This window comes from Nocardioides sp. Soil805, from assembly GCF_001429625.1.
In the GTDB taxonomy this organism is placed as follows: Bacteria; Actinomycetota; Actinomycetes; order Propionibacteriales; family Nocardioidaceae; genus Nocardioides.
Genome location: NZ_LMSU01000002.1, coordinates 18,283 through 43,946 on the forward strand (window position 1 = coordinate 18,283; position 25,664 = coordinate 43,946).

Sequence of the window (25,664 nt, forward strand, 5' to 3'; positions counted from 1 at the left end):
CGCCTGCCGAGCAGGCACTTCCTGACACCTGGGGCCCGCCGAGCGGGCGCTTCGTGACACCTGTGGAGCGACGACCGCCGGGTCAGCCACGGGTGGCGGCACATTGCGAGCGATCGCCCGATCTGGTGCGGTCCGCCGCCACTCTGGAGGGGTGGGTGCCAGAGACCCAGCGGCCCCGGCGAGGGTCAGGCCGCGTCGAAGCGGAAGCCGACCCCGCGCACGGTACGGATCCAGCGGGCCTCGCCGTGCTCGCGCAGCTTGCGGCGCACGTTGGCGACGTGCACGTCGACGAGGTGGGTGTCGGCGGCGTGGTCGGTCTCCCAGACCTCGCGGAGCAGGTCGTTGCGCCGCATCACCACGCCCGGTCGGGTCGCCAGCGCCGTGAGGAGGTCGAACTCCGTGCGGGTCAGCTCGACGGGCTTGCCGTTGACCTCGACGTCGCGCGCGTGCCGGTCGAGGACCAGACCACCTCCACCCTCGATGCGGCCGTCGTGGCTCGGGATCGGGGGCCGCGGCGCGGCGGAGGAGGAGCGGGGGCGGCGGAACATCGCGGCGATCCGCGCCTGCAGCTCGCGGGGCGAGACCGGCTTGCCCATGAAGTCGTCGGCGCCTGCCTCGAGGCCCAGCAGCAGGTCGATCTCGTCCTGCCGCTCGCTGACGAACATGATGTAGCAGTCGCTCGCGGAGCGGATGCGCCGGCAGACCTCGAGCCCGTCGATGTCGGGCAGGGACAGCTCCAGGACCACGAGGTCGGGCTGCAGCTCGTCGAGGTGGGCCAGGACGGTCCCGCCGCGCGACGCGGTCGAGACCTCGAAGCCGGCACGCCCGACGATGTCGCCGATGGCGTCCCTGGTGGCCGGGTCGTCGTCGACGACCACGGCAGAGCGGTGCTCCATGTTCTTTTTCTTCCCCCCGGAAGTCTCTCTGAGGTCACATCCTGACCGGTCGGGCCAACTGTGCTGTGGAACGTGCGTCCTTGCTAGAGGAGAGACGAGGCCGTGGAGGGGTTGTTACGGCTGCCAAACCAGATATGGCAAAACTGTCACCATGTTGACGATTCGTTGACATCATCGCCGGCACCACCCCACCCCTCTGGGTAACCGCGAACGATCACGAACGGGAGCACCATGCTGGCAGCGGCCGGGGCCTCCGAGCCCCCCACCCTCGCACCCGACCGTGACCCCGCAGCCTCGGCGCGCACGACCTCGCCAGCGACCGCCCGCGACCGCCGTACGCCGCGCCGTGCCGGCACCCGGGTGATCGTGCTCGTCGCGGTCGCTCTCGTCCTGGCGTCCGCGATCTTCACCGTCACCGGCGCCCACGCCGCCAAGGCGCGCGACCCCCTGCAGCGGCACGTGCGCCTCGGCGCCTGGGTCGAGGGGATGACCCTGGAGCCCGCCCGCCTCGACGCCCTGGGCCGCGAGCTGCGCACCGACATCGCGGTCGCCTCGTACTACTGGGGCTACGGCGACGTCTTCCCGGCGGCCCCCGAGCTCGCGCACAGCCGCGGCGGCACCCGCGACGTGCTGCTGTCGTGGGACATGGGCGAGACGCGCTTCGTCGAGTGGAGCCGCGGGGACCACGACGCCTACCTCGACCAGATCGCCGAGGCGGCGCTTGCCTACCCGTACGACGTCTACGTCCGCCCGTGGCCGGAGATGAACGGCGACTGGCAGTCCTTCCAGCCGACCCGCGACGGCGGCAAGGCGTACGGCGGCACGCCGACCGAGTTCGTCGCCGCCTGGCGCCACGTCGTCGACCACCTCCGCGCCGCCGGGGTCGACAACCTCAAGTGGGTCTTCAACCCCACCGTCGACACCTACGCCGAGACCACGCGGGTCGGCGACATCTGGCCGGGCGCCGGGTACGTCGACGTGCTCGGCCTGGACGGCTTCAACTGGGGCAAGGACTCGCTGTGGGGCGAGTGGCGCTCCTTCACGGCCGTGTTCAAGAAGCAGTACCAGCGGCTGACCCGGCTGCACCCCACCGCGCCGGTGTGGATCTGCGAGGTCGGCTCGAAGGAGCCCCGACGCCAGGACGGCGCCCCGCGCGACCACCGGCGCAGCAAGGCGCGCTGGATCACGGACATGATGAGCGCCCGCGCCTTCCCCCGCATCGACACCGTCGTGTGGTTCAACGAGGCCAAGGAGCGGGACTGGCGCATCGAGTCGTCCCGCGGCTCGCTCAGGGCGATGCGACGGGCGCTGCGCTGACCCGATCGTCGACGCGCACGTCGTCGAGCTCGGCGACGGCGATCAGCCGCTTGGAGGAGCCGTACTTCGGCCAGCAGGTGGTCAGGGTGAGCTTGCGTCCCGGCAGCGGGTCGAGCACGTGGTGGGCGTCGGCGGCGACCATCCACGGCTCCCGCACGATCCGGTAGACCCAGGTCGTGTCGCCCTGGGTGATCTCGACCGGGTCGCCGCGGCGCAGCAGGTCGAAGTCGATGAAGGGGTCGCCGTGGCCGGCGCGATGGGCGGCGATGGCCGCGTTGCCCTCCTCGCCCGGCATCGGCGTGCCCGGGTAGTGACCGGGACCGAGCTCGAGCGCCGGGGCGTCGGTGCCCTCGACGACGGCCCACTCCCAGTCCTCGCCGAACCGCGGGATCCGCAGCTCGGCGAAGGGCTTCTTGTACGCCGACCGGCTGGCCACCGGGACCGGCACGTCCTTGCGGACGACCGGTCGCGGCGCCGTACCCAGGGAGAGCTCCTGCTGGAGCCCCTCCTGGGTGCGGTCGGTGCGCCAGTCGTCGTACCCCAGACGCAGGGCGACGCCCCCGGCCACGAGGCCGAGGAGCACGACGACGGCGACGAACCGACGGACCATCAGCCGTGACGCCTGGGCATGATCCGTCCCACCGCCATCAGGGCCGCGAGGATCGCGAACCCGGCGAGGAACATCCACATGGCGTCGAACCAGATCGAGGCGCCCATGCCGGTGACGGCGAGGGTTCCCCCGCCTGCTGCACCGTTGTTGTACATCTCTTCACCACTTTCTCTCGGTGCCCAGGAAGGCCTGGGCGAATGCGCGGGCCTGGACGGCCTGCAAGAAGATGTCGAACACGAACTCGATGACCACCGGGGCGGCGAGGGCCATCTGGCGCACGCCGCGCGAGCGCACGGTGACCACCCGCTCGAGGGCGAAGACGCCGGTCAGGGCGAGCCAGAAGGGCTGGATCGCGAAGCCGATGCCGATGGCCGCGACCAGGCTGCCGACGTACAGGAGCGTGGCGAGGACGCCGAGGAAGCTGAGGAGCTGTCGTCCCCAGTAGCGCCGGGTGACCGGGGTCCAGCCGTAGTCGACGAGGTTCTCGATCGCGCCGCGCTTCCAGCGCAGCCGCTGGTCGGCGAGGTCGCGCCAGGTCGGCATCACCTCGGTCTCAAGGGTGCACGCGGCCGGCGCGAGGATGTCGTAGCCGAGGTGCAGCAGGGCCAGCGACAGCTCGTTGTCCTCGGTCAGGACGCGCAGGTCGTATACCGAGCCGGCGCCCGACCGGTCGGGCAGGCGACCGTCACGGCGGGCCGCCACGACGTCGCGCAGCACGCTGACCGGGAAGACCGAGGCCGTGCCGGTGAGCACCAGGGCCTTGCCGCGCAGCCGGCGTACGTCGCGCTCGTACCGCGCGTACTCGTTGCGCTGGAACGTGCCCACGAGACCGCCTCCGGGGCCGCCGCGGAACGTGCCGCCGCAGCCGCCGAGGCCACCCTCGCGCAGGTTGGCGCGGGCGACGGCGAGGAACTCGCGGTCGAGGGTGCAGTCGGCGTCCATGACCAGGACCTGGGCGTGGTCGCCCAGGGTCGGCAGCAGCAGGTCGAGCACCTGGTTGAGGGCGCCGGCCTTCTTGTGGCTGTTGCCGACGGTCTCGTGGACCTCGACGCCGCGCGCCCGGGCGATCTCGACGGTGCGGTCGGTGCAGTTGTCGGCCACGACCACGATGCGGTCAGGCGGCCGGGTCTGGTCGCGCAGCGAGTCGAGCGCCGCGCCCAGCGAGGCCTCCTCGTCGTGGGCGGGCAGGAGCGCGACGAGAGGTCCCGCGGGCCGGACGGTGCCCCTGGTCGAGGCACCGCGGAGCGCGGTGGGTGGGGTCGTGCCTGTGGTCGTCACACAATGTGATCGATCCAAAAGCGGGAAAGGAATGCGTTTTCACGCAATCTGGTTGAAATCTTGAACAACTTGGCGCGTTCTTGACGCGCCCTTGACCGTTATCCGGTCGTCGTGACCTGGGTCACCCTGACATGCGGACGCTGTGCTGTCACGGGCCGTCTCAGGCGAGTCGCAGGGCCCGGTTGACCCAGGTGCTCGTCGGCCGCATCCCGACCTTCTCGTAGAGGCCGAGTGCGCCGGTGCGGGAGTCGGTGCTGAGCTCGGAGACCGTCGCGCCGTGCGCGCGGGCCAGGCGGAAGGCGTCCACGAGGAGCACCTGCGCCAGCCCTCGCCCGCGCTGGTCGCGGCGTACGGCGAGCCGGCCCACGTAGGCGACCTCGCCCTCCGCGGACACGTGGATGAGGGCGACGCCGACGACCGCGCCGGAGTCGTCGGCCACGACGCGCAGGTTCCACGGCTCGAAGCCGGGGCGGCCGACCAGCGCGGCGTGGAAGTCCTCGAAGGACTCCCGCTCCCGCACGGACCACTCGAGGAACGCGTCCTCGAGGACGTCGTGCGCGGCCCGCAGGTCGCCCTCGGTGGCCGTGCGGACGGCGTACCCCTCCGGCAGGTCGCGCTCGGCGATCTCGGTGCCGGCCGGCAGCTGGAGGACCCAGCTGGTCCACCGCACCTCGTAGCCGAGCTCCGTCAGCAGGCGGTCGCCCGGACCGCCCTCGGGGACGGGCATGCCGACGACCGGCGAGCCCAGCCGGCGACCCAGGTCGCGCAGCCACCAGGCCAGCCAGGTCCCGATGCCTCGCCCGCGGTGGGAGGGCAGCACGGAGGTGTCGGCGCGGTCGACGCCGGAGAGCTCGGCGTAGCCGACCATCAGGTCGCCGTCGAGGACCGCGACCGACCGTGCGGCCAGGTCGTGGCTGGGTCGGGCCCAGTCGGAGACCAGGTCGGCCTCCTCGATCTCCACCGACCCGAGGTCCTCGAGCTCCTGGGCGGCCATGAGCGCGAAGACGGCGCCGGAGTCGCCGCGCGTCAGCGGACGGGTGGTGAGGCCGGCGGGCAGGGCCGGGGCGTTGTCGGTGCTGGTCATGCCCCCCATGGTGGCGCCGGGACCGGCCGCTCGTCGCGTGAATATCCGACCGCCCGCGGCGACCCGGGACCACGTGACCAACGTCGCCGCGACGACGAATCCCGCCCCCGTTGCGCTAGCCACTACCGTTGACGGGTGGTTGACGACACTTCCCCCGCCCCTTCCGACGACGCGCAGCAGACCTTCGCCGATCTCGGCCTCGCGCCTGCAGTGCTCAAGGCGCTGTCGGACGTGGGCTACGAGACGCCCTCCGCGATCCAGGCCCAGACCATCCCGCCGCTTCTCCAGGGGCGGCACGTGGTGGGCCTCGCCCAGACCGGCACGGGCAAGACGGCGGCCTTCGCGCTGCCGATCCTGTCCCAGCTCGACCTGTCGCAGAAGACGCCCCAGGCCCTCGTCCTGGCGCCGACCCGCGAGCTCGCGCTCCAGGTCTCCGAGGCGTTCGAGAAGTACGCCGCCCACATGAAGGGCGTGCACGTCCTGCCGATCTACGGCGGCCAGGGGTACGGCGTCCAGCTCTCGGCCCTGCGTCGCGGCGTCCACGTCGTCGTCGGCACGCCCGGCCGGATCATGGACCACCTCGAGAAGGGCACCCTCGACCTCTCGCAGCTGCGCTTCCTCGTGCTCGACGAGGCCGACGAGATGCTCAAGATGGGCTTCGCCGAGGACGTCGAGACGATCCTGGCCGACACCCCCGACGACAAGCACGTCGCGCTCTTCTCGGCGACCATGCCGGCGCAGATCCGCCGGATCTCCAAGAAGTACCTCGAGGACCCGGTCGAGATCACGGTCAAGAACAAGACCACCACCTCGGCCAGCATCACCCAGCGCTACCTCATCTGCTCCTACCCGCAGAAGGTCGACGCGCTCACCCGCATCCTCGAGGTCGAGAACTTCGAGGGGATGATCGTCTTCGTCCGCACCAAGAACGAGACCGAGCTGCTCGCCGAGAAGCTCCGCGCCCGCGGCTTCTCCGCGATGGCCATCAACGGCGACGTGCCGCAGGTCCAGCGCGAGCGCACCGTCAACCAGCTCAAGTCCGGCAAGCTCGACATCCTGGTGGCCACCGACGTCGCCGCCCGTGGTCTCGACGTGGAGCGGATCAGCCACGTCATCAACTACGACATCCCCACCGACACCGAGTCCTACGTGCACCGCATCGGTCGCACCGGCCGCGCCGGGCGCAAGGGCGACTCGATCGCCTTCGTGACGCCGCGTGAGAAGCACCTGCTCCGCGCGATCGAGAAGGCGACCCGCCAGCCGCTGACGCAGATGTCGATCCCGACGATCGAGGACATCAACTCGACGCGCCTCTCGCGCTTCGACGACTCGATCACCGAGGCGCTCGGCAGCGAGAAGCTCGACTTCTTCCGCGACGTGGTGGCCCACTACGTCAACGAGCACGACGTGCCCGAGGCCGACGTCGCCGCCGCCCTGGCCGCGGTGATGCACGGCGACCAGCCGCTGGTGCTCGACCCGGCGTCCGAGCCGGTCCAGCGCTCCTTCGACACCCGCGAGCAGCGTCCCGAGCGGGGCGGTGGCCGCAAGCCCGAGCGTCGCCCGCGCGGGCGCACCGACGTCGACATGGCGTCGTACCGGATCGCGGTCGGCAAGCGCCACAAGGTCGAGCCGCGCCAGATCGTGGGCGCGCTCGCTAACGAGGGCGGCCTGTCCCGCGGGGACTTCGGGCACATCGACATCCGCCCGGACTTCTCCCTCGTCGAGCTGCCCCGCGAGCTGCCCGCCGGCACCCTGGACAAGCTCTCCGGCACCCGGATCTCGGGCAAGCTCATCGAGATCCGCCTCGACGGTGGCCCGCCCTCGCGGCGTGCCGACTCCCGCGCCCCGCGCTCGGACGACTCCTCGCCGCGGAAGCCGCGTCACAAGGGCTGAGGGCCCGGCCCTGCGGCGGAGTCCCCGCCCAGCCGGGGACTCTGTCACCGTGTGACCGTTGCAACGGTCACACGGTGGCCGACTCGCCGACATAGTGGCCGGCCGGCGACCCCCCGGACATGCAGCGAGCCGGCGACCCGCACGTGGTGTGCGGGGCACCGGCTCGAGCTGTTCGTGCCGGGTACGCCGGGTGGCGTCAGGCGGACTTGATCGCCGAGATGTCGAACTCGAGCTTGATCTTCTCGGAGACGAGGACGCCGCCGGTCTCGAGCGCGGCGTTCCAGGTGAGGCCGAAGTCCTTGCGGTTGACCGTGGTCGCACCCTCGAAGCCGACGCGCACGTTGCCGAAGGGGTCCTGGGCGGAGCCGGTCTCCTCGAAGGGGATGGTGACCGACTTGGTGACGTCCTTGATGGTCAGGTCGCCAGTGACGGCCCACTCGGAGCCGTCGCGCTTCACGTCGGTGGAGACGAAGCGGATGTTCGGGTAGGTCTCGGCGTCGAAGAAGTCGCCGGACTTGAGGTGGCCGTCGCGGTCGGCGCTGCGCGTGTCGACGGTGGCGACGTCGATGGTCAGGTCGACGCGGGACTGCGACGGGTCGGTGGCGTCGACGTGGGCGGTGCCCTCGAAGCCGTTGAACTGGCCGCGGACCTTGGTGACCATCGCGTGGCGGGCCACGAAGCCGAGCGTGCTGTGCGAGGGGTCGATGGTGTAGTCGCCGGTGATGTCGGCGATGGCGGTGGTGGGGGTGTCGAAGTCGGTCATGGTGTCTCCCGGTGCAGGTAGGTGGTAGAGGATTCAACTACCGTAACCGTACCGCAGTCCGTTTCATTCCCACCCGGATGCGTCCGTACGACGGACCCGGCGCGCGGCCGGCTGTGTGGGCACGACAAGGAGCCACCGGCCCCGAGGGGCGGGTGGCTCCGGAGTGGAGTCGGACGTGACTCAGGCGGCGTGCGGCGCGAGCGCTGCGACGTGCGGCGAGGCCCAGCGTGCCTCCATGCGGGTGCGCCCCGACCCGTCGGTCACCTGGACCCACTGGCAGACGAGACCGTCGCGCTGCGGTGCAGTCGTCGTGTGGTCGCTCATGTGACACCTCCCGTTCACTTTCTGTTCACCAAGAGTAGACCACCTCCACCCAGTCGCCAAGACAACGCCGAAATCGGCTCGGGCGCCCCACCTGTACGGCGCGTCGAGGCGCAGCGTGCGAGCTTCTCCTCCACCGCGCTCGGGAGGGCGTGCTCGGCGAGTCCGACCGGCGGGCCGGGGCGCACGGGGCCTGGGGTGCGCGAGCCCCTTGCTGCATGGGGTCAGCAAGGGGCTCGCGGGCAGAACTGTCTCACCCCCACGGGCGGGTGTCCCGAACTTCTCCAGATCCTCGAACTGGTCAGGACCGGGTGGTCCCCGGGGCCCCGCGGTCCAGACCGGACGCGGCCGCCCGGGGCGTGACCGTGGCGTCTGGCACGATGAATTCATGAGCGATCAGCCCGAGTTGTTGTTCATCGACGGAGAGTGGCGCGAGGCCAACGACGGCCGCCGGTTCGAGGTGGAGGACCCCGCCGACGGCTCGGTCCTCGCCCGGGTCGCCGACGCGGGCGAGGTGGACGCCGCGGACGCCCTCGACGCCGCCGTGGCCGCCCAGGCGGCGTGGGCGGCGACGGCCCCGCGCGAGCGCGGCGAGGTGTTGCGCGCGGCGTACGAGCTGATCATCGAGCGCACCGACGACTTCGCGCGGACCATCAGCCTCGAGATGGGCAAGCCGCTGGCCGAGGCGGCCGGCGAGGTGGCCTACGGCGCGGAGTTCTTCCGCTGGTTCGCCGAGGAGGCGGTGCGCATCCACGGCCGGTTCATGAGCGCCCCCGACGGCAAGAGCCGGCTGCTCACCCTCAAACGGCCCGTCGGGCCCTGCCTGTTCGTCACGCCGTGGAACTTCCCGCTCGCGATGGGCAGCCGCAAGATCGGTCCGGCGCTGGCCGCCGGGTGCACGGTGGTGGTCAAGCCCGCCGAGCAGACGCCGCTCACGATGCTCAAGCTCGCCGACCTCCTGCGCGAGGTCGGAGTCCCGGCGGGCGTGGTCAACGTCGTGCCCACCAGCGACGCGGCCACCGTCGTCTCCGCGCTCATGGGCGACGACCGGCTGCGCAAGGTGAGCTTCACCGGCTCCACCGAGGTCGGCAAGATCCTGGTCCGCCAGTCCGCCGACCACCTCCAGCGCGTCTCGATGGAGCTCGGCGGCAACGCGCCCTTCGTCGTCTTCGAGGACGCCGACGTCGACGCGGCCGTGGCCGGCGCGATGATCGCCAAGATGCGCAACATGGGCGAGGCCTGCACCGCCGCCAACCGCTTCCTCGTGCACGCCGACGTGGCCGACGCGTTCGCCACCGCCCTGGCCGAGAAGATGGGTGCGATGACCGTGGGTCGCGGTCAGGACGACGGGACCCAGGTCGGGCCGCTCATCGACTCCGACGCCGTCGAATCGGTGAGCCAGCTCGTCACCGACGCCGTGCACGACGGTGCCACGGTCGTCACCGGCGGCACCGCGCCCGGCGGGCCCGGGCACTTCTACCCGCCGACCGTGCTCACCGACGTGCCCGCGGAGGCGCAGATCAACTCCGTCGAGGTCTTCGGCCCGGTCGCCCCGATCACCACCTTCACCAGCGAGGAGGACGCGGTCGCCGCGGCCAACGCCACGCCGTACGGCCTTGTCGCCTATGCCTGGACCAAGGACCTCGCCCGGGTCATGCGGCTCCAGGAGTCGTTGCAGTCCGGGATGATCGGCATCAACACCGGGCTGGTCTCCAACCCGGCCGCACCGTTCGGCGGGGTCAAGGAGAGCGGCTTCGGGCGCGAGGGCGGCTTCGAGGGCATCGAGGAGTACCTCGACACGGCGTACGTCGCGCTGCCGGCGGGCTGACTTTTCGTCTTCCCGGGGTAGTCCGTGACGAACGGACCCCTGGATCGCCGGATCCGCGGTCCGATCGTCACGGACTACCCCAGCAGGGCGCCCAGCCGGGAGGCGAGCTCGAGGGCCCGGCGGGCCAGCGGCTCGGCGACGGCACGGTCGGCGGGGACGAGCCCGACGCGGGTACGCCGCTCCAGCAGGTCGTCGACGTCCACCGCGCCCTCGTGGGTCACCCCGAAGAGGAACTCGGCCAGCGTGACCTGCACCCGGTCGGAGGCCGGGGCGAGGAGCTCGGCGTCGCCCAGCCCGGTCCGTCGCGCGGTGGCCAGCACGAGGGCGGCGTCGGTGCCGTACCGGCGTACCAGTCGGCTCGGCAGCTCGAGGCGGGCCAGCTCGTCGCGGGGAGCCGCGCCGAGCAGCGGCGTGGTCGCCGTGACGCAGGGGCCGGCGGTCAGGCCGGCGTGGGCGATCGCGGCGTCGACGGCGTCCTGGGCCATCCGGCGGTACGTCGTGAGCTTGCCGCCGACCACGGTGACCAGGCCGGTGGGCCCGGTGAGGACCGCGTGCTCGCGGGAGAGGTCGGAGGTGCGGCCCGGTCCGGCGTCGAGGAGCGGGCGCAGGCCGGCGAAGGCGCCGACCACGTCGTCGCGACGCAGCGGTCGGGCGAACGCCGCCCCGACCACGTCGAGCAGGAAGCCGATCTCGGCCTCGGAGGGCTCCGGCACGGCGGGCAGCGGGCCGTCCACGGGCTCGTCGGTGAGGCCCACGTAGACCGTGCCGTCCGGTTGGGGCAGCACGAGCACGAAGCGGCTGGTCTCCCCGGGGATCGGGGCGGTGACCGCGACCGTGAGGCCGGGCAGGGTCTCGGCGCGCAGGACCAGGTGGGTGCCGCGGCTGGGCCGCAGCGTGAGGTCGGCGGCCAGGTCGCCGGCCCACACGCCGGTCGCGTTGACGACCGCACCGGCAGTGACCGCCCGGGTGGCCCCGGTGAGCTCGTCACGCAGGTCGACCCGGGTGCCCGTGGCGGCGGTGACCCGGGCGCGGGTGCGGACGTGCGCGCCGTACGACGCCGCGGTGCGCGCCACGGTCGTCACCAGGCGGGCGTCGTCCTCGAGCTGGCCTTCCCAGGAGAGCAGTCCGCCGCGCAGGCCGTCGCGGCGCAGGGCCGGCGCCATCCGCAGCGCCTCGGTGGCCGACACCCGGCGCGGGCCCGGCAGCGTCTCGGCGCCGGTGTGGGCGGAGATCCGCAGCGCGTCGCCGGCGCGCAGGCCGAGCCGGGTGAGCCAGGTCTGGCGGCGCGAGACGCTCGACATCAGGGGGGTGAGCATCGGCAGCGGGCGGGTCAGGTGGGGGGCCGTGACCTCCATGAGGATGCCGCGCTCGACCGCGCTCTCGTGGGCCACGCCGACCTGGCCGTGCGCGAGGTAGCGCAGCCCGCCGTGGACGAGCTTGGACGACCACCGCGACGTGCCGAACGCGAGGTCGTGGGCGTCGAGCGCCAGAACGCCCAGCCCGCGGGTGGCCGCGTCGAGGGCGACGCCGGCACCGGTGATCCCCAGCCCCACGACGACCACGTCGACGTGGTCGGGCAGGTCGTCGAGGCCGGCGCGGATGCGGGTCATGGGGCCAGCACCCTCGCGATGACCTCCCGCGCCTCGGCGTATAGGTCCTCCTCGCTCACCTCGTCGTCGACCATCGTGTGCCCGCTGAGCACGAAGCCGTGGGCGGCCAGCACCAGCGAGCGGGCGATCACGGCCGGACGGCCGTCACGGATGGTGCCGCCGGCCTGCCCCGCGCGCACGGCGTCCTCGATCAGGTCGAGGATCAGGTCCTGGGAGCGGCCGCGGCGGTGCAGCAGGTAGGGCAGGAGCAGCTCCGGGTCGAGCTCGACGATCCGGACGAAGAGCTCGTTGTCGCGCAGGGCGCGGACCGTGGCGAGCATCCGGTCGGCGATGTCGAGGTCGGGGTCGCTCGCGGTGACGATCCCGACCCACTCGCGCGTCATCAGGTCCCCGAGCAGCCGGCCCATGTCGGGCCAGGTGCGGTAGATCGTCATCCGGGAGACGCCGGCCCGGCGGGCGACCTCGGTGAGCGTCGTGCGCCGCCAGCCGACGTCGAGGATGCAGGCCCGGGCCGCGTCGAGGTAGGCGTCCTGCGGCACGGTGCGCTCTGGAGGGTTGTTGTGACGAAGTGACGTCATGTGTCACAGTGTAACGCATGACGCCCGAGATGCACCCGCTGCGCTGGGGAGACCCGGCCGCCGCGACGGCCCTGCCCGACGCGGCCCGCGGACTCGTCGAGCTGGCCTTCGGACCCCTCGCCGACGCAGCCGGCGCGGCCGCCGCCGACACCGCCTCGTCCCTCGCCCCGTCCGCCTTCGACGAGGACCTCCTCGACCGGCTCCGTGCGGTCGTGGGTGCCGACCACGTGCTCACGGACCCCGCCGTCCGGGCCCTGCACACCCGCGGCAAGTCGACGCCCGACCTGTTGCGGGCCCGCGCCGGCGACCTCACCGACGCCCCGGACGTCGTCGTCCGCCCTGCCGACCAGGGAGAGGTCGAGGCGCTGCTGGCCGTCGCCGTCGAGCACCGTCTGGCGGTCGTGCCCTTCGGGGGCGGTACGTCGGTCACGGGGGGGCTGGTCGCGAGGCGGGGGGGCTTCGCCGGGGTCGTCAGCCTCGACCTCGTCCGGCTGGACCGCCTGGTCGCCGTCGACCGCGAGTCGATGACCGCGACGCTCGAGCCCGGACTGCGCGGACCGCAGGCCGAGGAGCTGCTCGCCGCGCACGGGCTGACGCTCGGCCACTTCCCGCAGTCGTTCGAGTACGCCTCGATCGGGGGCTTCGCCGCGACCCGGTCCAGCGGCCAGTCGAGCGCGGGCTACGGCCGCTTCGACTCGCTCGTCGTCGGTCTCACCGTCGTGACTCCGTCGGGAGTGCTCACCCTCGGCTCGGCCCCGGCCAACGCTGCCGGCCCCGACCTGCGCCAGCTCGTGCTGGGCTCCGAGGGAACCCTCGGCGTCATCACGTCGGTGACCGTCCGGGTGCGCCGGCTGCCCGCCGTGAAGGTGTACGACGGCTGGCGCTGGCCGTCCTTCGCCGCCGGCTCCGACGCGATGCGGACCCTCGCGCAGGCCGGCCTGCTGCCCACCGTCATCCGACTCTCCGACGAGAACGAGACCGCGATCAACCTCGCCGACCCCGACTCGATCGGGGCCGGCGGCGACGCGGGCTGCCTCATGGTCGTGGGCCACGAGGGCGAGCCCGACGCGGTCGCGGCCAAGCGTGCCGCCGTCGCCGCCGTCCTCACCGGCCTCGGTGGGACCGACCTGGGGGAGGAGCCGGGCCGGGCGTGGGCGCACGGCCGCTTCCACGCGCCGTACCTCCGGGACTCGCTGCTCGACGTCGGGGTGCTGGTCGAGACCCTGGAGACGGCGACCTTCTGGTCGAACCGGCAGCGGCTGTACGACGCGGTCCGCGACGCGCTGGTCGGCTCGCTCGGGGAGGGGGCGCTGGTGCTGTGCCACGTGTCCCACGTCTACGAGACGGGCTGCTCGCTCTACTTCACGGTCGCCGCCCGCCAGGGCGAGGACCCGCTGGCCCGGTGGGCGGCCGCGAAGGTCGCGGCCAGCGACGCGATGATCGCGGCCGGTGCGACGATCACCCACCACCACGCGGTCGGCACCGACCACAAGCCGTGGCTGGCGCGGGAGATCGGCCCGGTCGGGGTGCAGGTGCTGCGGGCGGTCAAGGAGTCGCTCGACCCCACCGGCGTGCTCAACCCCGGGGTGCTCATCCCGTGAGCACCTCCTTCTCCTTCCTCGTCAATCCCGCCTCCGGCGGCGGGGCGGCCCCGGGAGCCGTGGTCCCGGTGGCCCGCCGCCTGCGCGACGCGGGGGCGACGGTCGAGGTGACGTACTCGCCCGGCCCGCAGGCCATCCACGACCTGGTCGCGGCGGCCGTCGGCCGCGGTGACGTGGTGGTCTCCGTGGGCGGCGACGGCATGCTGTCCTCACTGGCCGGCGAGGTGGCGCGGCTCGGCGGGACGCTGGGGATCGTGCCGGCGGGCCGGGGCAACGACTTCGCCCGGATGCTCGGGCTGCCCGACGACCCTCTCGCGCAAGCCGACGTGCTGCTCGCCGGGTCGACGCGCCGTGTCGACCTGGTCTCCTGGTCGGTCGCCGGGTGCTCGCGCGTGGTCGCCGGCTCGGTCTACGCAGGCGTCGACGCCCGGGCCGCCGAGCTCGTGGACCGGCTCCGCGGCCTGCCCGGCCCGGTGCAGTACCCGTGCGCCGCGGTGCGCGCCCTCGCGGCGTACCGGCCGGCGCGCTACCGCGTCGTGGTCGACGGCGTGGTCGGCGAGTACGACGCCGCGACCGTCGTGGTGGCCAACTCGCGGTACTACGGCCAGGGGATGGCGATCGCGCCGGCCGCGCGGCTCGAGGACGGTCTGCTCGACGTGGTCGTGGTCGGGGCGGCGTCCAAGCGGGCGCTGATCCGGTCGTTCCCGAAGGTGTACGACGGCCGGCACGTCGCCCTGCCCGAGGTCACCGTGCTCACCGGGGCGCGCGTCGAGCTGTCGGCGGATGCGCGGGTGCCCGTGCCGGTCGGCGGGGACGGTGAGCCGCTCGGCGTACTGCCTCCGCTCTCCGCGCCGCCCGCCGAGGTGGCCGTGGTCCCCGGCGCGCTCACCGTCCTCGCCTGACCACCGAGAGGGCACTTTCGTGCGCGTAGATTGCGCCGACCGGGCACTTCCTGGCACTTCGGACCCGCCGACCGGGCACTTCCTGGCACTTCGGACCCGCCGACCGGGCACTTCCTGACACTTCGGACCCGCCGACCTCCCCCGTTTCGTGCGCGTGGATCGCGTAGACCTCCCCCGTTTCGTGCAGTACGCCGGAGGGTTGCGGCGGTCAGGCCATCCCACGAAGTCGTGTGGCCACGGCGCTCAAGGACTCCGGCTCGACTGACTGAGGAGTCCACGGTGGCGTGAGGGCGTCGCCGTCGTGCCGCGGCACCACGTGCACGTGCAGGTGGAAGACGTCCTGCCAGCCGGCACGCCGGTTGGCCTGCATGACGGTCAGTCCGTCGGGGGCCAGAGCCCGATCGATGATGCGAGCCACCGTCCTCACGCTTCGCATGACCGTGGACGCCGTGTCGGCGTCCACGTCGAGGAGGTCGTCGGCGTGGGCCTTCGGGATGACGAGCGTGTGCCCGTCAGCTGCTGGGTTGATGTCCAGGAAGGCCAGGGTGTGCTCGTCCTCGAACACCGTGTGAGCGGGGACGTCGCCGGTCGCGACGGCACAGAACAGGCAGCGGTCGGTGGGGTCCGTGCTCATCGTTCCTCCGTGATGGGCGATGGATGCTCTCGAGCATCATCCCGTCGGCGGGAGTCTGGTGTCAGGAAGTGCCCGATCGGCGGGTGTCAGGTGTCAGGAAGCGCCCGGTCGGCGGGTGTCAGGTGTCAGGAAGCGCCCGGTCGGCGGAAGGACCAGACCAGCAGGTCGGTGTGGTCGAGCGCGGTGACGGTCCGCCCGGGCTCGTCGACGACCTGGGCCGCGTCGCCCTCGGACAGGCGTGGGCCCGCGGCGAGCTGGACGGCGCCGGTGGCGGCGAAGACGTGCAGCCGGGGCGCATCGGGGAGCGCGACGGTCTCACCGGGAGCGAGGCGGGCCACCCGCAGGGCCGCGCCCGCCGTACGTATCGGGAGGCCGCCCGCCCCCGCGACCGGCACCAGGCCGGAGACGGCGAGGTCCACCGCCCGCTCGTGGTGCACCGGCGCGCCACCGGGTGAGTCGGGGCGCACCCACGACTGCACGAAGCGCGTCGGACCCGAGGCGGGGTCGGCCACCTCGGCGTGCCGGATGCCCGACCCGGCGCTCATCGCCTGCACCGAGCCGGGGCCGATCGGGGAGGTGTGACCGGTGGAGTCGGTGTGCAGCAGCACCCCGGACAGCACCCAGGTGACGATCTCGAGGTCGCTGTGCGGATGGTCGGGATAGCCGCCGCCGGGCTGGAGCAGGTCGTCGTTGTGGCACACCAGCGGGCCGAAGCCGAGCAGGGCCGGGTCGTAGTGCGGGCCGAACGAGAAGGAGTGCCGCGTCACGCGGTCCGCCTCGTGGGTGGAGAACCTCGTGGATCCGGCGTACAGGGTCACGGCCATGCCGATATCTTCGCAACGTGACGAGTGATCCGCCCGGGTCCTTCCCCCTCCTGCCCCCGGGTTTTCGGTTCGGTACCAGCACGGCGGCGTACCAGATCGAGGGCGGGGCCACCGAGGGCGGCCGCGGCCCCAGCATCTGGGACACCTTCTGCGCCGAGCCCGGACGCGTCGCCGACGGTTCCAGCGGGACGGTCGCCTGCGACCACTTCCACCGGTTCGAGGAGGACGTCGCGCTGATGGAGCGCCTCGGCGCGCCCGGCTACCGGCTCTCGCTGTCGTGGTCGCGGATCATGCCCGACGGCCGCACGGTCAACGAGGAGGGCCTCGCGTTCTACGAACGGCTCCTCGACACCCTCGTCGCCCACGGCATCGAGCCGATGGTCACGCTCTACCACTGGGACCTGCCGCAGGCCCTCGAGGACGACGGCGGCTGGCTCAACCGCGAGACCGTCGACCTGTTCGCCGAGTACGCCGCCGTGGTCGGCGAGCGCTTCGTCGACCGGGTCGCGCACTGGGTCCCGGTCAACGAGCCCAACGTGGCCTCGCTGCTCGGCTACGGCCTGGGCATCCACGCCCCCGGGCGGACCCTGATGTTCGACGCGCTGTGGGCCTCGCACCACATGCTGCTCGGGCACGGTCGCGCGGCCATCGAGCTGCGGCGGCACGGGGCGCAGAGCATCGGCTGCGCCAACAACCACGCGCCCGTGTGGCCGGCCTCCGACGACGACGCCGACGTGGGGGCCAGCAAGATCTACGACGGCCTGTGGAACGGGATGTTCCTCGAGCCGATGCTGCTCGGCCGCTACCCGGTCGACCTGGCCCCGCTGCTCGACGGGTTGGCCGAGCCGGGCGACATGGCGACCATCCGGCAGCCGCTCGACTTCTACGGCGTCAACTACTACAACCCGATGAAGATCGCCGCGGCGCCCGAGGACGCGGACATGCCCTTCGAGCTGCGTGACGTCGTCGGCTACCCGACGACCGACCTCGGCTGGCCGGTCGTGCCGGACGCGCTGCGCGAGTGGCTGATCATCTTCCGCGCCCGCTACCGCGCCGCGCTGCCGCCGATCGTGATCACCGAGTCGGGGTGCGCCTACAACATGGGCCCCGACGAGGACGGCGTCGTCGACGACCAGCCGCGCATCGACTACCTGCACGCCCACCTGACCGCGGTCGCCGAGGCGATCGAGCGGGGTGTCGACGTGCGCGGCTACTACTGCTGGTCGCTGATGGACAACTTCGAGTGGGCCGAGGGGCTCACCCAGCGCTTCGGCCTCGTGCACGTCGACTACGACACCCTGGAGCGCACGCCCAAGCGTTCCTTCCAGTGGTACGCCGACGCGATCGCCGCCCAGCCCGGGAGCGGGTCCGCTCCCCGATAGGGTGCGACGCATGTCGAGTCGCCGGGTCGTGTACGTGGTCGGGTCGGGCCGCAGCGGCACCAGCACGATGAGCGGCACCCTCCAGACGCTGGGGCTGCACGTGCCGCAGCCCGAGGTCGCCGCCGACGCCACCAACCCCAAGGGCTTCGGCGAGCCGCAGTGGGTCGTCGACCTGCACACCGAGCTCCTCGCCCGCAGCAACGTCCAGGTCTCCGACGCCCGCCCACGGGCGTGGCTGGACGCCGGCCGGCTCAGCGGTGACCACGCCACCCGCGAGCGGGTCACCGCCTGGCTGGAGTCGCAGCTCGCCGAGCATGACGAGCTGGTCGTCAAGGACCCGCGTGCCGCATGGTTCCTCGGGCTGTGGCGCGCGTGCGCCGACCGCTGCGACGCCACGTCGTCGTACATCACCATGCTGCGGCCGGTGACCGAGGTGGTCGGCAGCAAGAAGCAGTACTACGACCAGCGCCAGGGCGACGTCACCCGCACGGCCGCCTGGGTCAACATGATGCTGCACACCGAGCGCGCGACCCGCGGCGAGCAGCGTCGCTTCGTCCGGTACGCCGACCTGCTCGCCGACTGGACCCAGCCCGTCTTCGCGATCGGCGAGGCCTTCGACCTGCACGCGGTCAAGACCGCGATGGCCAACGACATCGCGCAGGTCCACAAGTTCATCGACCCCTCGCTGCGCCGGGTCACGCTGACCTGGGACGACGTGCAGGTGCCCGTCGCGCTCCGCGAGCTCGCCCAGGAGACGTGGGAGGTGCTCGACGGCCTCGCCGACGAGGGCGGCGACACCGCCAAGGCCCACGAGGCCAGCGACCAGCTCCGGGTGGCCTACGGCGAGATGTACGCCGACGCCGAGGCGTTCGCGCACTCCACGACCCTGGCCCAGCGGCGTACGGCCGCAGCCGAGGCCCGCCGCCCGGCGCAGGCCGGCCCGGCCGAGGGCACCCGCAGCGTCGCCGACCGGGTGCCGCACTCGGTGCGCGCGATCGTGCCGGAGGGCGCCCGCCGCGGCCTCCGCAAGGCCCTGCGCCGGGAGCGCTGAGGACGCCGGTGGCACCCCACATCTCGGACATCCCCTCGCTGGAAGGGCTCCCCGACTACGACGTGACGTGGCCCTGGTCGCGCGGGGAGCGCCTCGCGCCCGGCCTCACCTGTGTCTTCCGGGTGCGCAACGAGGCCCGCAACCTGCCGTGGGTGCTGCCGCCCATCCTCTCGGCGGTCCAGCACGTGCTGCTGGTCGACAACGGTTCGACCGACGGCACGCTGGAGGTCGCGGAGGCGATCGCCGCCGAGTGCGGCGCCGGCGACCGCTTCACCGGGCTCACCTACCCGCACGCCGTGGCCCGCGCCGGTGGCGAGCACCTCGCCACCCCCGCCACCTCGGTGCACTCGCTGACGCACTTCTACAACTGGTGCTTCAGCCACGTGCGGACGTCGTACTCGATGAAGTGGGACGGCGACATGGTGCTCACGCCCGAGGGCGCCGGCATCCTGCGCGACCTGGCCTGGCAGCTGGAGACCACGCAGACCATCGTGTCCATGCCGCGGCACCCGCTGACCGTGGTCGACGAGCGCACCGGCTGGCTGGACCTGTCGCTGCGCTTCCTCGAGCCGTGGGTCTATCCCATGGGTCCGGACTTCACCTTCGTGAAGGCCTTCGACTGGGAGCTGCGCGAGTATCCCGCCGGGGTCGAGCGGCTCGTCCTCCAGCAGGGCCTGTGCGTCGAGGTCAAGTGGCTCGACGCCGACGAGTACGCCCACTGGCGCACCGAGGGAGTCGACTTCACCCACACCCGGCTCTACCGCAAGCTGCGCGAGTTCGAGGTGGACGAGGCCATCCGCGCGGGCCGCGCCGAGTCCCTGGGCGGCCTCGTGCGCGTCGACGCACCCGAAGGCGTCCACATCATCGACCACGTCACCCGCACCTGGTTGCGCCAGCAGCCCCGACCGCTGGTCACCCACAGCCTCCCCGCCTCGTTGCGGGAACGCACCCCGCGCGAGCAGGAGGTCCAGCGATGAGCGTGTCCTTCTCCGGTCATCCCCTCGACGGCTTCACCTCCCCCGAACCCCTCCTGGTCATCGGTGACGACGCGTCCGCCGCCGACCTGGCACCGGCCGGTGCCACGTTCACGACCATGGCAGGCACCACCGACATCGGCCGCGGGTGGAAGTCGGTCCTGTGGATGACCGCCGACCGCGCCTCCCTGCGCCGGCTCGCCTCGACGATCAGCCGGGTCGGCCAGACCCGCGTCGTCGCGCTCTGGCTCACCGACGCGACCGAGCCCCTCGTCCTCGTCCCGCGTCCCGAGTGGCCCCCGCTCACGTCGCTGATGGCCCGCGAGGCCGGGCGTGGTGTGCTCACCGTGCTGCGCTTCGCCCAGCCGATCGGCGCCCACGTGGTGCTCACCGAGCTCGCCCGCCAGGCCGTCCCGGGCGTCGACACCGGCCACGGGGGAGTCGTCGTGGCCTACGTCGGTCGCGAGCCCGCCGCGGGCCTCGACGTGCGCGCCCAGCTCTACGGCGCCGCGGCCGAGGCGGCCGACGAGGAGGTCGTGGTCCCCGCCGACGTGGTGGTCACGGGTTTCGAGGCTCGCTCCGCTCGCACCTCAACCACCGAGACGACGGGCGTCCCGGTGCACCCCGTCATCGACCGTGCGCCGACCGTCGTCACGGACCCCGGCCTCGAGCCCGTCGACGAGATGGTGGTCAACCCGCGCGGCTGGAGGAAGGAGTGGACCGAGCCGGTCCGCGACCTCGCCCCCGACCAGCAGGTGACCGAGGCCGCGATCCACGCGCTGCGCGACGTCCAGGGACTCCGCGTCGACCTCGCCACCGCGGACCCGGGGACGGTCGTCCACCTGGCCGCCGCCGGCGTACCGCTCCTCGCCACCGGCACCCAGCCCGCGTTCGGCGAGAGCCTGCAGCAAGCACTGCGAGAACAGCCCGACCTCGACGACGCCTTGGCCCGAGAGGAGCACAGCGTCACCGTGCGGCGCGCGGCCCTGCTCGAGCACTCGACCGTCGCGTGGCGCGCGCGGCTCGCGGCCCGCGCCGGCGTCCGCCACGTCGCGCGGCCGCAGGTGAGCGTCCTGCTGACCACCATGCGCCCCCACCAGCTCGACTTCGCCCTGCGCCAGCTCGCCCGCCAGCGCGACGCCGACTTCGAGCTCGTCCTGGCCACCCACGGGTGGGAGGCCGACGAGGCGCAGGTGCGCGCCGCCCTGCCCGGTCGCGACGTCGTCCTCGTCCCGCGCAGCGAGGACACGTTCTTCGGCGACGTGCTCAACGACGCCTACGAGGCCGCGTCCGGCGACGTGCTGCTCAAGGTCGACGACGACGACTGGTACGGCCCGCACGCAGTCGTCGACCTGCTGCTCGCCCGTCGCTTCAGCGGCGCCGACGTGGTCGGGATGCCCAGCGAGTTCGTGTACCTCGCCGAGCTCGGGATCACCACCCGGCGCAACCACCCGACCGAGATCTTCAACCGCTTCGTCGCCGGCGGCACGATCATGGCCGACCGCGACGTGGTGCGCAGCGTGGGCGGCTTCCGTCCCGTACGCCGCTTCGTCGACGCCCAGCTCCTCAGCGGCATCGAGGCGGCCGGCGGCCGGATCTACCGCACTCACGGCCTCGGCTACGTGCTGCGCCGGCTCGCCAGCGGCCACCACACGTGGCAGGTCGAGGCCGACTCCTTCCGCAAGGAGGGCATCGTGGACCGGGAGTGGGACGGCTTCCGGCCCAGCCGCGAGCTCGAGGTCGACGAGCGGGACCTGCCATGAGCCTGCCCGTGTCGCGCCGCGGCGACCAGCCCGTCGTACGCCGCAACGAGTGGGACGTCCTGGCGCCCCCGGCCGTCGGGGCGTGGACGCCGACCCGCACCGTGACGGTGGTCGTCCCGGCGTACAACTCGCACCGCACCCTGCCGCACGTGCTCGCCGGCCTGGCCGCGCAGACCTACCCCGCGCACCTCATGGAGGTGGTGGTCTCCGACGACGGCAGCACGCCGCCGGTCGAGCTGCCCGCGGTGGTCCCGGACAACACCCGTGTGGTGCGGGTCGCCGAGGGCTGGGGCTGCGCCGGCGCCTGCGAGGTCGCGGGCCGCGCGAGCGAGGGCGAGCTGCTCTACTTCGTCGACGCCGACATGCTGCTGTGGCCCGACCACCTCGAGGCGCAGCTGCGCTGGCTGCACGAGGTCGACTACGCCGTGGTGGCCGGCACCAAGCGCTTCGTCGATCCCGAGCGTCTCCTGGCCCAGGACCCGGCGACCACCCGCCAGCAGGTCGCGTCGGGCGAGGTCGCGACGCTCTGGGACTGGGAGGAGGCCGAGCCGCACAAGTGGGTCGAGGGGATGTGGCGGCGTACCGACGACCTCACCCAGGCCGGCCCGAGGGCCTTCCGGTCCTTCGTGGGCGCGACCTTCGCGCTGTCCCGCGACCTGCTCGACGCCGCGGGCGGCTGGGACACCACGCTGCGCCTCGGGGAGGACATGGAGCTCGGCCACCGGCTCGGCGAGGCCGGCGGCATCCTGGTCCCCGAGCACGACGCGAGGTCGTGGCACCTCGGCCGCTCGCACGTGATGGAGCGTCGCGACCAGGTCAACCGCTACAACGACGCGTACCTCGCCAACCTGGTGCCCGGGATGCGACCCAAGCGCAACGCGCACGGCCGCCGCTACGAGACGCCGTACCTCGAGGTCGTCCTCGAGATGACGGGCGACGCCGACGAGGTGCGCGGCTGCGTCGACGCCGTCCTCGACTCGACCCTCGACGACCTGCGGGTACTGCTGGTCGGGGACTGGGCGGCGCTGCACGAGGAGCGCATCCACCCGCTGGCCGACCCGCTGCTCGAGACCCGGATCGTGCACCGGACCTACCGCGACGACCAGCGCGTCGCCCTCGTCGCCGCCGTCCCCGAGGGTCGCACCCGCTCCAGCCTGCGCCTCACCCTCGACTCCGCCGCGCTCGCCCCGACCCCGGGCGCGCTGCTCGCGCTGGTCGAGGACCTCGAGCGCACCCACGACGGCGCGCTGGTCATCGACGGCGTCGGCCGCCTCGAGCGGGTCGCCGCGGTCACCCGGGCGACCTGGCTCGGCCTCGGCACCTCCGACGAGGCGCTGGACCGCGTCTACGGCGTACGGCGTGTCCCGGCCGCCGACGCCGGCTTCGTCCCCACCGCCGAGCGCGAGGTCCCGCGGTACGACGGCAAGCTCAAGAAGCCGGTCCCGTCCGAGCTGGGCGCGACGCCTCCGCCCGAGGGGAACGCCCCGGATGCCACCCCCGAGCCGCCGCACCATAAGCGCGGGCTCTGGGGAAGGCTGCGCTGAAGACGCGGTTCCCACGGAGGCAACCTGGTCGCCTCGACCTCCGCTAGCGTCCGTGCATGGAGATCCCCTTCGAGCTCAGCGGAGTCGCCGGGCGGGTGCACGTGGACTATCGGCGCAACACCGATCCCGTGATGGTGGGTTGCCCGCCCGACACCGAGGGCTACCCCGTCTGCACCGCCACCGTCGATCGCCCGTTCCGTGGCTACGACTCGCTCATGGGCTGGGTCCAGCTGGTTCGGTCCGACGACAACGAGAGCGGCGGCGAACGCTTCGAGATGGACCCGCTCGCCTTCCTCGGCGACCTGCCTCATCCCTACTGCTGGCTGGGCCTCAACCCCACGCTCTTCGACGCCCCCTCACGGTCGCCTCGCGTCGACATGGACTGGATGGCCCACAGCTTCCTGTGTGTCCCCGACGACGTGGGCAACGGCCTCGAAGCCCGACTGCTGCTCGGCTTCTCCTGGGGCTTCGTCGCGCGAGGCGGCGAGATCACGCTCGTCCCGCCGGAGCTACTGGATGGGAGCGCGTGGGACACACACCTCGACACGCTGAGGACGCGACACCCGGGCTGGCACTTCTCGGCCGGCATGGCCGACCTGGCGTGAGCTCGATCGGGGCACCCTCGACATCGGCGGCTGCCGCCTTGGCCCTGTCGGGCGCCGCGAGAACTCGGTTGTCGTCGGTGGCGGGCGTCGGTAGGAAGGGGCCATGTTGGTGACGCCGGGCGTGGAGTCGTTGGCCGTGGTCATCGAGGAGATGCGCACCTGGGCGTACGACCCGGACCTGGCTGCGCTGCACGTGGGCGACCTGGGGTGGAACCACCAGTTCGGTGCGCAGGCCCTGGCCGCTGCCCTGCGGGTGTGGCAGGTCGACGACCGCCTGGCCGCAGTGGGTCTCCTCGACGAGCCCGAGCTCTTGCGTCTCACGGTGGCACCGGGGTTCCGGCACGACGAGGACTTCGTACGCGACCTCGTGGCCGATCTCGATGCGGACGACGGACGCGTGCTGCCGGCCGGCGAGGTGGCCCTCGAGGCGCGTTTCGGGGGGCCGCTTCACGACCTGCTGCTGGGCCAGGGGTGGGAGTACGACGAGCCGTGGACGCCCCTCGTGCGCGACCTGTCGGAGGAGGTGCCTGAGCACCACCTGCGCGTCGAGGACGTCGACCCCGACCGGCTCGACGACCGCCTCGCGGTGCACCAGTCGGCGTTCGACCGCAGCACCTTCACCGCGGAGCGGTGGCGTGCCCTGACGCAGGGACCCGCGTACTCCCGCGCCCGGTCGCTGGTGGGGTACGACGAGCAGGACGACGCCGTCGCCATGGTCACGGTGTGGGCGGGCCGGCCGGGCGGACCCGGCGAGCTCGAGCCCATGGGAGTGGCTCGCGACCACCGGGGACGCGGTCACGGTCGGGCGATCTGCCTCGCCGCCGCCGCGGCCCTCCAGGAGATGGGGTGCTCGCACGCCTTCGTCAGCACCGCGAGCAGCAACGTGGGTGCCGTGGCGACCTATCGGGCGGCCGGGTACGAGGAGAAGCCCCAGGTGCGCGACCTACGACGATCTGCACCCCGGTCGACCTGAACGGGTGCATCATCCTGACGTGAGGTACCGCCACGTCTGGGCCCGTGTCCTGGAGCACATCGACCATTGGGCCAGCGCCCGGGAGGTGCCGGGCGGCATCGAGGTCACGTTCGAGCAGTCCCCGGGCGTGGTCCGGACCGTCGAGGTCGTGGTGACGCCACGCGACTGGGACACCTATCTCAGCGTCATCTGGGGGACGGATGATCCGCGCGTGACCCCGTTCAAGGACAAGGTGCTCGCGACGCCGGTCGAGATGCGCTACCTCGTCTACGACACCTACGACTGGTGGCCGTCCCACACGCGTGAGCTGCCGGACGACGACGACCTTCCGCCCGGGCCGGGCGAGTGGGTGGTGACCGACCGTGCCGGCAACGTCATCGACCGCCTCGCAGACTGGGACGACGTGCAGGACTGACGCCCTCGCCGAGACCCACAGGAGCGCACTCACCTGACGCGACGAGTGCGTGGACCTGCCGTCGAGCAGGTGTCATGGCACGGGGCCTCGGGCATGCTGCACGGGTGAGCGAGGCATGCGACCACGAAGCCATCCTGACGGCAGCCCGCAGTCGGCGGACCGCCCTTCGATCTCGCGCCATCGACGATGCCTACCGGGATCCCCATACGGAAGAGCTCTTGGCGCAGATGCTCGACGAGTCCGACGACCTCGTCTTCGCCAAGCCCGTCATCGCTGCTCGCCTCGGTGACTGCGCCGGCGCTCACGGCGACGCCGCTCTCCGGCGAGCCATCCGGGTGTCCGGCCCCGGCAGCCGGGACGTGCGCTGCGCATCGCTCCTCGCGCTGGCGAAGCGGATCGGTCCGCTGGCCACGCCGGACCTGGTCGACGGGTTGACCACGCCGGACGGGGTCGTGAAGGACTACGCCGTCCATGGTCTCGCCGGAGCCGGCGACGACCGGGCGTTCGAGCAGGTCCTCAGGCACCTGCGCTCCGTCCTCCGGCGCAAGCGCCCATCGCAGTCGCAGGTCGTCGCAAGTGCGTTGTCGTACCTGGCCCGCCATGTGTCTGATCGAGCTCGCCGGTCCGACCTCGTCGCCTTCGTGCGCAGGCACTGGGATGCCCTCGACCAGGCTGAGTGGTTCGCGGAGCTCTGGCCCGACGCGGCTCCGGGTGGACCGGACCCCGACGAGGTCCGAGCCCCGAGCGACGCAGCGATCCAGGAGTGGGTCCGACGTGGCCTGTTCGGACCGTTGCCCCCACCGCCGCCATGATCGGCA

The 25,664-nt window shown here is 72.6% G+C and carries 25 protein-coding genes; 14 read left to right on the forward strand and 11 right to left on the reverse strand.

Going from position 1 to position 25,664, the window contains the following annotated elements; all coding sequences use genetic code 11:
* Nucleotides 1–185: 185 nt before the first annotated feature.
* Nucleotides 186–896 (reverse strand): response regulator transcription factor, encoded by a 711-nt coding sequence (locus ASG94_RS10590; protein ID WP_056926448.1) that lies wholly within the window; start codon nt 894–896, stop codon nt 186–188.
* 231 nt (nt 897–1,127) lie between these two features.
* Between ASG94_RS10590 and ASG94_RS10595 the strand changes: the two genes are divergently transcribed.
* Nucleotides 1,128–2,213 carry a glycoside hydrolase family 26 protein gene (locus ASG94_RS10595; RefSeq protein WP_056926449.1) on the forward strand — a complete coding sequence of 362 codons (1,086 nt, stop codon included), beginning with the start codon at nt 1,128–1,130 and terminating at the stop codon, nt 2,211–2,213.
* Here ASG94_RS10595 and ASG94_RS10600 read toward each other — a convergent pair.
* The 4 genes from ASG94_RS10600 to ASG94_RS10610 form a co-directional block, all read right to left on the reverse strand.
* Nucleotides 2,185–2,823 carry a sortase gene (locus ASG94_RS10600; RefSeq protein ID WP_056926450.1) on the reverse strand — a complete coding sequence of 213 codons (639 nt, stop codon included), beginning with the start codon at nt 2,821–2,823 and terminating at the stop codon, nt 2,185–2,187. The two genes, ASG94_RS10595 and ASG94_RS10600, sit on opposite strands and share 29 nt — an antisense overlap.
* On the reverse strand, nt 2,823–2,978 hold the full coding sequence (locus ASG94_RS21700) for a hypothetical protein (RefSeq protein WP_156411544.1): 156 nt from the start codon (nt 2,976–2,978) through the stop codon (nt 2,823–2,825). Before ASG94_RS21700 ends, ASG94_RS10600 begins: the two co-directional genes overlap by 1 nt.
* A gap of 4 nt (nt 2,979–2,982) precedes the next feature.
* A complete protein-coding gene (locus tag ASG94_RS10605) occupies nt 2,983–4,101 on the reverse strand; it encodes a glycosyltransferase (RefSeq protein WP_056926451.1) in 1,119 nt (372 codons plus the stop codon).
* 160 nt (nt 4,102–4,261) lie between these two features.
* Nucleotides 4,262–5,185, reverse strand: coding sequence for a GNAT family N-acetyltransferase (locus ASG94_RS10610; RefSeq protein WP_056926452.1), 924 nt, complete (start codon nt 5,183–5,185; stop codon nt 4,262–4,264).
* A gap of 135 nt (nt 5,186–5,320) precedes the next feature.
* Between ASG94_RS10610 and ASG94_RS10615 the strand changes: the two genes are divergently transcribed.
* Entirely contained in the window at nt 5,321–7,078 is a 1,758-nt protein-coding gene (locus ASG94_RS10615; RefSeq protein ID WP_056926453.1) for a DEAD/DEAH box helicase, read from the forward strand.
* 196 nt (nt 7,079–7,274) lie between these two features.
* Here the strand turns inward: ASG94_RS10615 and ASG94_RS10620 are convergent, their stop codons facing one another.
* The gene (locus ASG94_RS10620) at nt 7,275–7,841 is read right to left on the reverse strand and encodes a YceI family protein (RefSeq protein ID WP_056926454.1); all 567 of its coding nucleotides are present in this window, start codon (nt 7,839–7,841) and stop codon (nt 7,275–7,277) included.
* Between the two features lie 180 nt (nt 7,842–8,021).
* On the reverse strand, nt 8,022–8,165 hold the full coding sequence (locus ASG94_RS21705; RefSeq protein WP_156411545.1) for a hypothetical protein: 144 nt from the start codon (nt 8,163–8,165) through the stop codon (nt 8,022–8,024).
* Between the two features lie 385 nt (nt 8,166–8,550).
* On the opposite strand from ASG94_RS21705, the gene ASG94_RS10625 reads away from it, so the two are divergent.
* Nucleotides 8,551–9,990 (forward strand): NAD-dependent succinate-semialdehyde dehydrogenase, encoded by a 1,440-nt coding sequence (locus ASG94_RS10625; protein ID WP_056926455.1) that lies wholly within the window; start codon nt 8,551–8,553, stop codon nt 9,988–9,990.
* A gap of 74 nt (nt 9,991–10,064) precedes the next feature.
* Here ASG94_RS10625 and ASG94_RS10630 read toward each other — a convergent pair whose 3' ends face one another.
* Nucleotides 10,065–11,600 (reverse strand): glycerol-3-phosphate dehydrogenase/oxidase, encoded by a 1,536-nt coding sequence (locus ASG94_RS10630; RefSeq protein ID WP_056926456.1) that lies wholly within the window; start codon nt 11,598–11,600, stop codon nt 10,065–10,067.
* A complete protein-coding gene (locus tag ASG94_RS10635) occupies nt 11,597–12,178 on the reverse strand; it encodes a TetR/AcrR family transcriptional regulator (RefSeq protein WP_056926457.1) in 582 nt (193 codons plus the stop codon). The genes ASG94_RS10630 and ASG94_RS10635 overlap by 4 nt, the downstream gene beginning before the upstream one ends.
* Nucleotides 12,179–12,195: 17 nt before the next feature.
* Between ASG94_RS10635 and ASG94_RS10640 the strand changes: the two genes are divergently transcribed.
* Nucleotides 12,196–13,779, forward strand: coding sequence for an FAD-binding oxidoreductase (locus ASG94_RS10640; protein WP_235537232.1), 1,584 nt, complete (start codon nt 12,196–12,198; stop codon nt 13,777–13,779).
* Nucleotides 13,776–14,681 carry a diacylglycerol/lipid kinase family protein gene (locus ASG94_RS10645; protein ID WP_056926458.1) on the forward strand — a complete coding sequence of 302 codons (906 nt, stop codon included), beginning with the start codon at nt 13,776–13,778 and terminating at the stop codon, nt 14,679–14,681. The genes ASG94_RS10640 and ASG94_RS10645 overlap by 4 nt, the downstream gene beginning before the upstream one ends.
* A 208-nt stretch (nt 14,682–14,889) precedes the next feature.
* Here ASG94_RS10645 and ASG94_RS10650 read toward each other — a convergent pair whose 3' ends face one another.
* A complete protein-coding gene (locus ASG94_RS10650) occupies nt 14,890–15,315 on the reverse strand; it encodes an HIT family protein (protein WP_056926459.1) in 426 nt (141 codons plus the stop codon).
* 125 nt (nt 15,316–15,440) lie between these two features.
* Complete coding sequence (locus ASG94_RS10655) at nt 15,441–16,139, reverse strand: pirin family protein (protein WP_056926460.1); 699 nt, start codon at nt 16,137–16,139, stop codon at nt 15,441–15,443.
* A 17-nt stretch (nt 16,140–16,156) separates the two neighbouring features.
* Between ASG94_RS10655 and ASG94_RS10660 the strand changes: the two genes are divergently transcribed.
* The 9 genes from ASG94_RS10660 to ASG94_RS10700 all read left to right on the forward strand — a co-directional run bounded on the left by ASG94_RS10660 (nt 16,157) and on the right by ASG94_RS10700 (nt 25,658).
* On the forward strand, nt 16,157–17,521 hold the full coding sequence (locus ASG94_RS10660) for a GH1 family beta-glucosidase (RefSeq protein WP_056926461.1): 1,365 nt from the start codon (nt 16,157–16,159) through the stop codon (nt 17,519–17,521).
* Between the two features lie 10 nt (nt 17,522–17,531).
* Nucleotides 17,532–18,572, forward strand: coding sequence for a sulfotransferase family protein (locus ASG94_RS10665; RefSeq protein WP_156411546.1), 1,041 nt, complete (start codon nt 17,532–17,534; stop codon nt 18,570–18,572).
* 8 nt (nt 18,573–18,580) lie between these two features.
* A complete protein-coding gene (locus tag ASG94_RS10670) occupies nt 18,581–19,549 on the forward strand; it encodes a glycosyltransferase family 2 protein (RefSeq protein WP_200958093.1) in 969 nt (322 codons plus the stop codon).
* On the forward strand, nt 19,546–21,309 hold the full coding sequence (locus ASG94_RS10675) for a glycosyltransferase (protein ID WP_056926463.1): 1,764 nt from the start codon (nt 19,546–19,548) through the stop codon (nt 21,307–21,309). Before ASG94_RS10670 ends, ASG94_RS10675 begins: the two co-directional genes overlap by 4 nt.
* Entirely contained in the window at nt 21,306–22,853 is a 1,548-nt protein-coding gene (locus ASG94_RS10680) for a glycosyltransferase (RefSeq protein ID WP_056926464.1), read from the forward strand. Before ASG94_RS10675 ends, ASG94_RS10680 begins: the two co-directional genes overlap by 4 nt.
* 56 nt (nt 22,854–22,909) lie before the next feature.
* Entirely contained in the window at nt 22,910–23,458 is a 549-nt protein-coding gene (locus ASG94_RS10685; RefSeq protein WP_056926465.1) for a hypothetical protein, read from the forward strand.
* Between the two features lie 103 nt (nt 23,459–23,561).
* Nucleotides 23,562–24,431: a GNAT family N-acetyltransferase gene (locus tag ASG94_RS10690; RefSeq protein ID WP_056926466.1), complete on the forward strand. Its 870-nt coding sequence runs from the start codon at nt 23,562–23,564 to the stop codon at nt 24,429–24,431.
* A 19-nt stretch (nt 24,432–24,450) separates the two neighbouring features.
* Nucleotides 24,451–24,846: a hypothetical protein gene (locus ASG94_RS10695; RefSeq protein ID WP_056926467.1), complete on the forward strand. Its 396-nt coding sequence runs from the start codon at nt 24,451–24,453 to the stop codon at nt 24,844–24,846.
* Nucleotides 24,847–24,920: 74 nt separating this feature from the next.
* Nucleotides 24,921–25,658: a hypothetical protein gene (locus ASG94_RS10700; protein ID WP_156411547.1), complete on the forward strand. Its 738-nt coding sequence runs from the start codon at nt 24,921–24,923 to the stop codon at nt 25,656–25,658.
* Nucleotides 25,659–25,664 lie beyond the last annotated feature (6 nt).

What these genes read in the sequence shown, in the direction of transcription:
- ASG94_RS10650 (WP_056926459.1), bottom strand. Translation starts at nt 15,315, where the DNA reads ATGAGCACGGACCCCACCGACCGCTGCCTGTTCTGTGCCGTCGCGACC.
- ASG94_RS21705 (WP_156411545.1), bottom strand. Translation starts at nt 8,165, where the DNA reads ATGAGCGACCACACGACGACTGCACCGCAGCGCGACGGTCTCGTCTGC.
- ASG94_RS10630 (WP_056926456.1), bottom strand. Translation starts at nt 11,600, where the DNA reads ATGACCCGCATCCGCGCCGGCCTCGACGACCTGCCCGACCACGTCGAC.
- ASG94_RS10680 (WP_056926464.1), top strand. Translation starts at nt 21,306, where the DNA reads ATGAGCCTGCCCGTGTCGCGCCGCGGCGACCAGCCCGTCGTACGCCGC.
- ASG94_RS10620 (WP_056926454.1), bottom strand. Translation starts at nt 7,841, where the DNA reads ATGACCGACTTCGACACCCCCACCACCGCCATCGCCGACATCACCGGC.
- ASG94_RS10675 (WP_056926463.1), top strand. Translation starts at nt 19,546, where the DNA reads ATGAGCGTGTCCTTCTCCGGTCATCCCCTCGACGGCTTCACCTCCCCC.
- ASG94_RS10590 (WP_056926448.1), bottom strand. Translation starts at nt 896, where the DNA reads ATGGAGCACCGCTCTGCCGTGGTCGTCGACGACGACCCGGCCACCAGG.
- ASG94_RS10655 (WP_056926460.1), bottom strand. Translation starts at nt 16,139, where the DNA reads ATGGCCGTGACCCTGTACGCCGGATCCACGAGGTTCTCCACCCACGAG.
- ASG94_RS10640 (WP_235537232.1), top strand. Translation starts at nt 12,196, where the DNA reads ATGACGCCCGAGATGCACCCGCTGCGCTGGGGAGACCCGGCCGCCGCG.
- ASG94_RS10635 (WP_056926457.1), bottom strand. Translation starts at nt 12,178, where the DNA reads ATGACGTCACTTCGTCACAACAACCCTCCAGAGCGCACCGTGCCGCAG.
- ASG94_RS10665 (WP_156411546.1), top strand. Translation starts at nt 17,532, where the DNA reads ATGTCGAGTCGCCGGGTCGTGTACGTGGTCGGGTCGGGCCGCAGCGGC.
- ASG94_RS10625 (WP_056926455.1), top strand. Translation starts at nt 8,551, where the DNA reads ATGAGCGATCAGCCCGAGTTGTTGTTCATCGACGGAGAGTGGCGCGAG.
- ASG94_RS10685 (WP_056926465.1), top strand. Translation starts at nt 22,910, where the DNA reads ATGGAGATCCCCTTCGAGCTCAGCGGAGTCGCCGGGCGGGTGCACGTG.
- ASG94_RS10610 (WP_056926452.1), bottom strand. Translation starts at nt 5,185, where the DNA reads ATGACCAGCACCGACAACGCCCCGGCCCTGCCCGCCGGCCTCACCACC.
- ASG94_RS10700 (WP_156411547.1), top strand. Translation starts at nt 24,921, where the DNA reads ATGGCACGGGGCCTCGGGCATGCTGCACGGGTGAGCGAGGCATGCGAC.
- ASG94_RS10600 (WP_056926450.1), bottom strand. Translation starts at nt 2,823, where the DNA reads ATGGTCCGTCGGTTCGTCGCCGTCGTCGTGCTCCTCGGCCTCGTGGCC.
- ASG94_RS21700 (WP_156411544.1), bottom strand. Translation starts at nt 2,978, where the DNA reads ATGTACAACAACGGTGCAGCAGGCGGGGGAACCCTCGCCGTCACCGGC.
- ASG94_RS10595 (WP_056926449.1), top strand. Translation starts at nt 1,128, where the DNA reads ATGCTGGCAGCGGCCGGGGCCTCCGAGCCCCCCACCCTCGCACCCGAC.
- ASG94_RS10690 (WP_056926466.1), top strand. Translation starts at nt 23,562, where the DNA reads ATGTTGGTGACGCCGGGCGTGGAGTCGTTGGCCGTGGTCATCGAGGAG.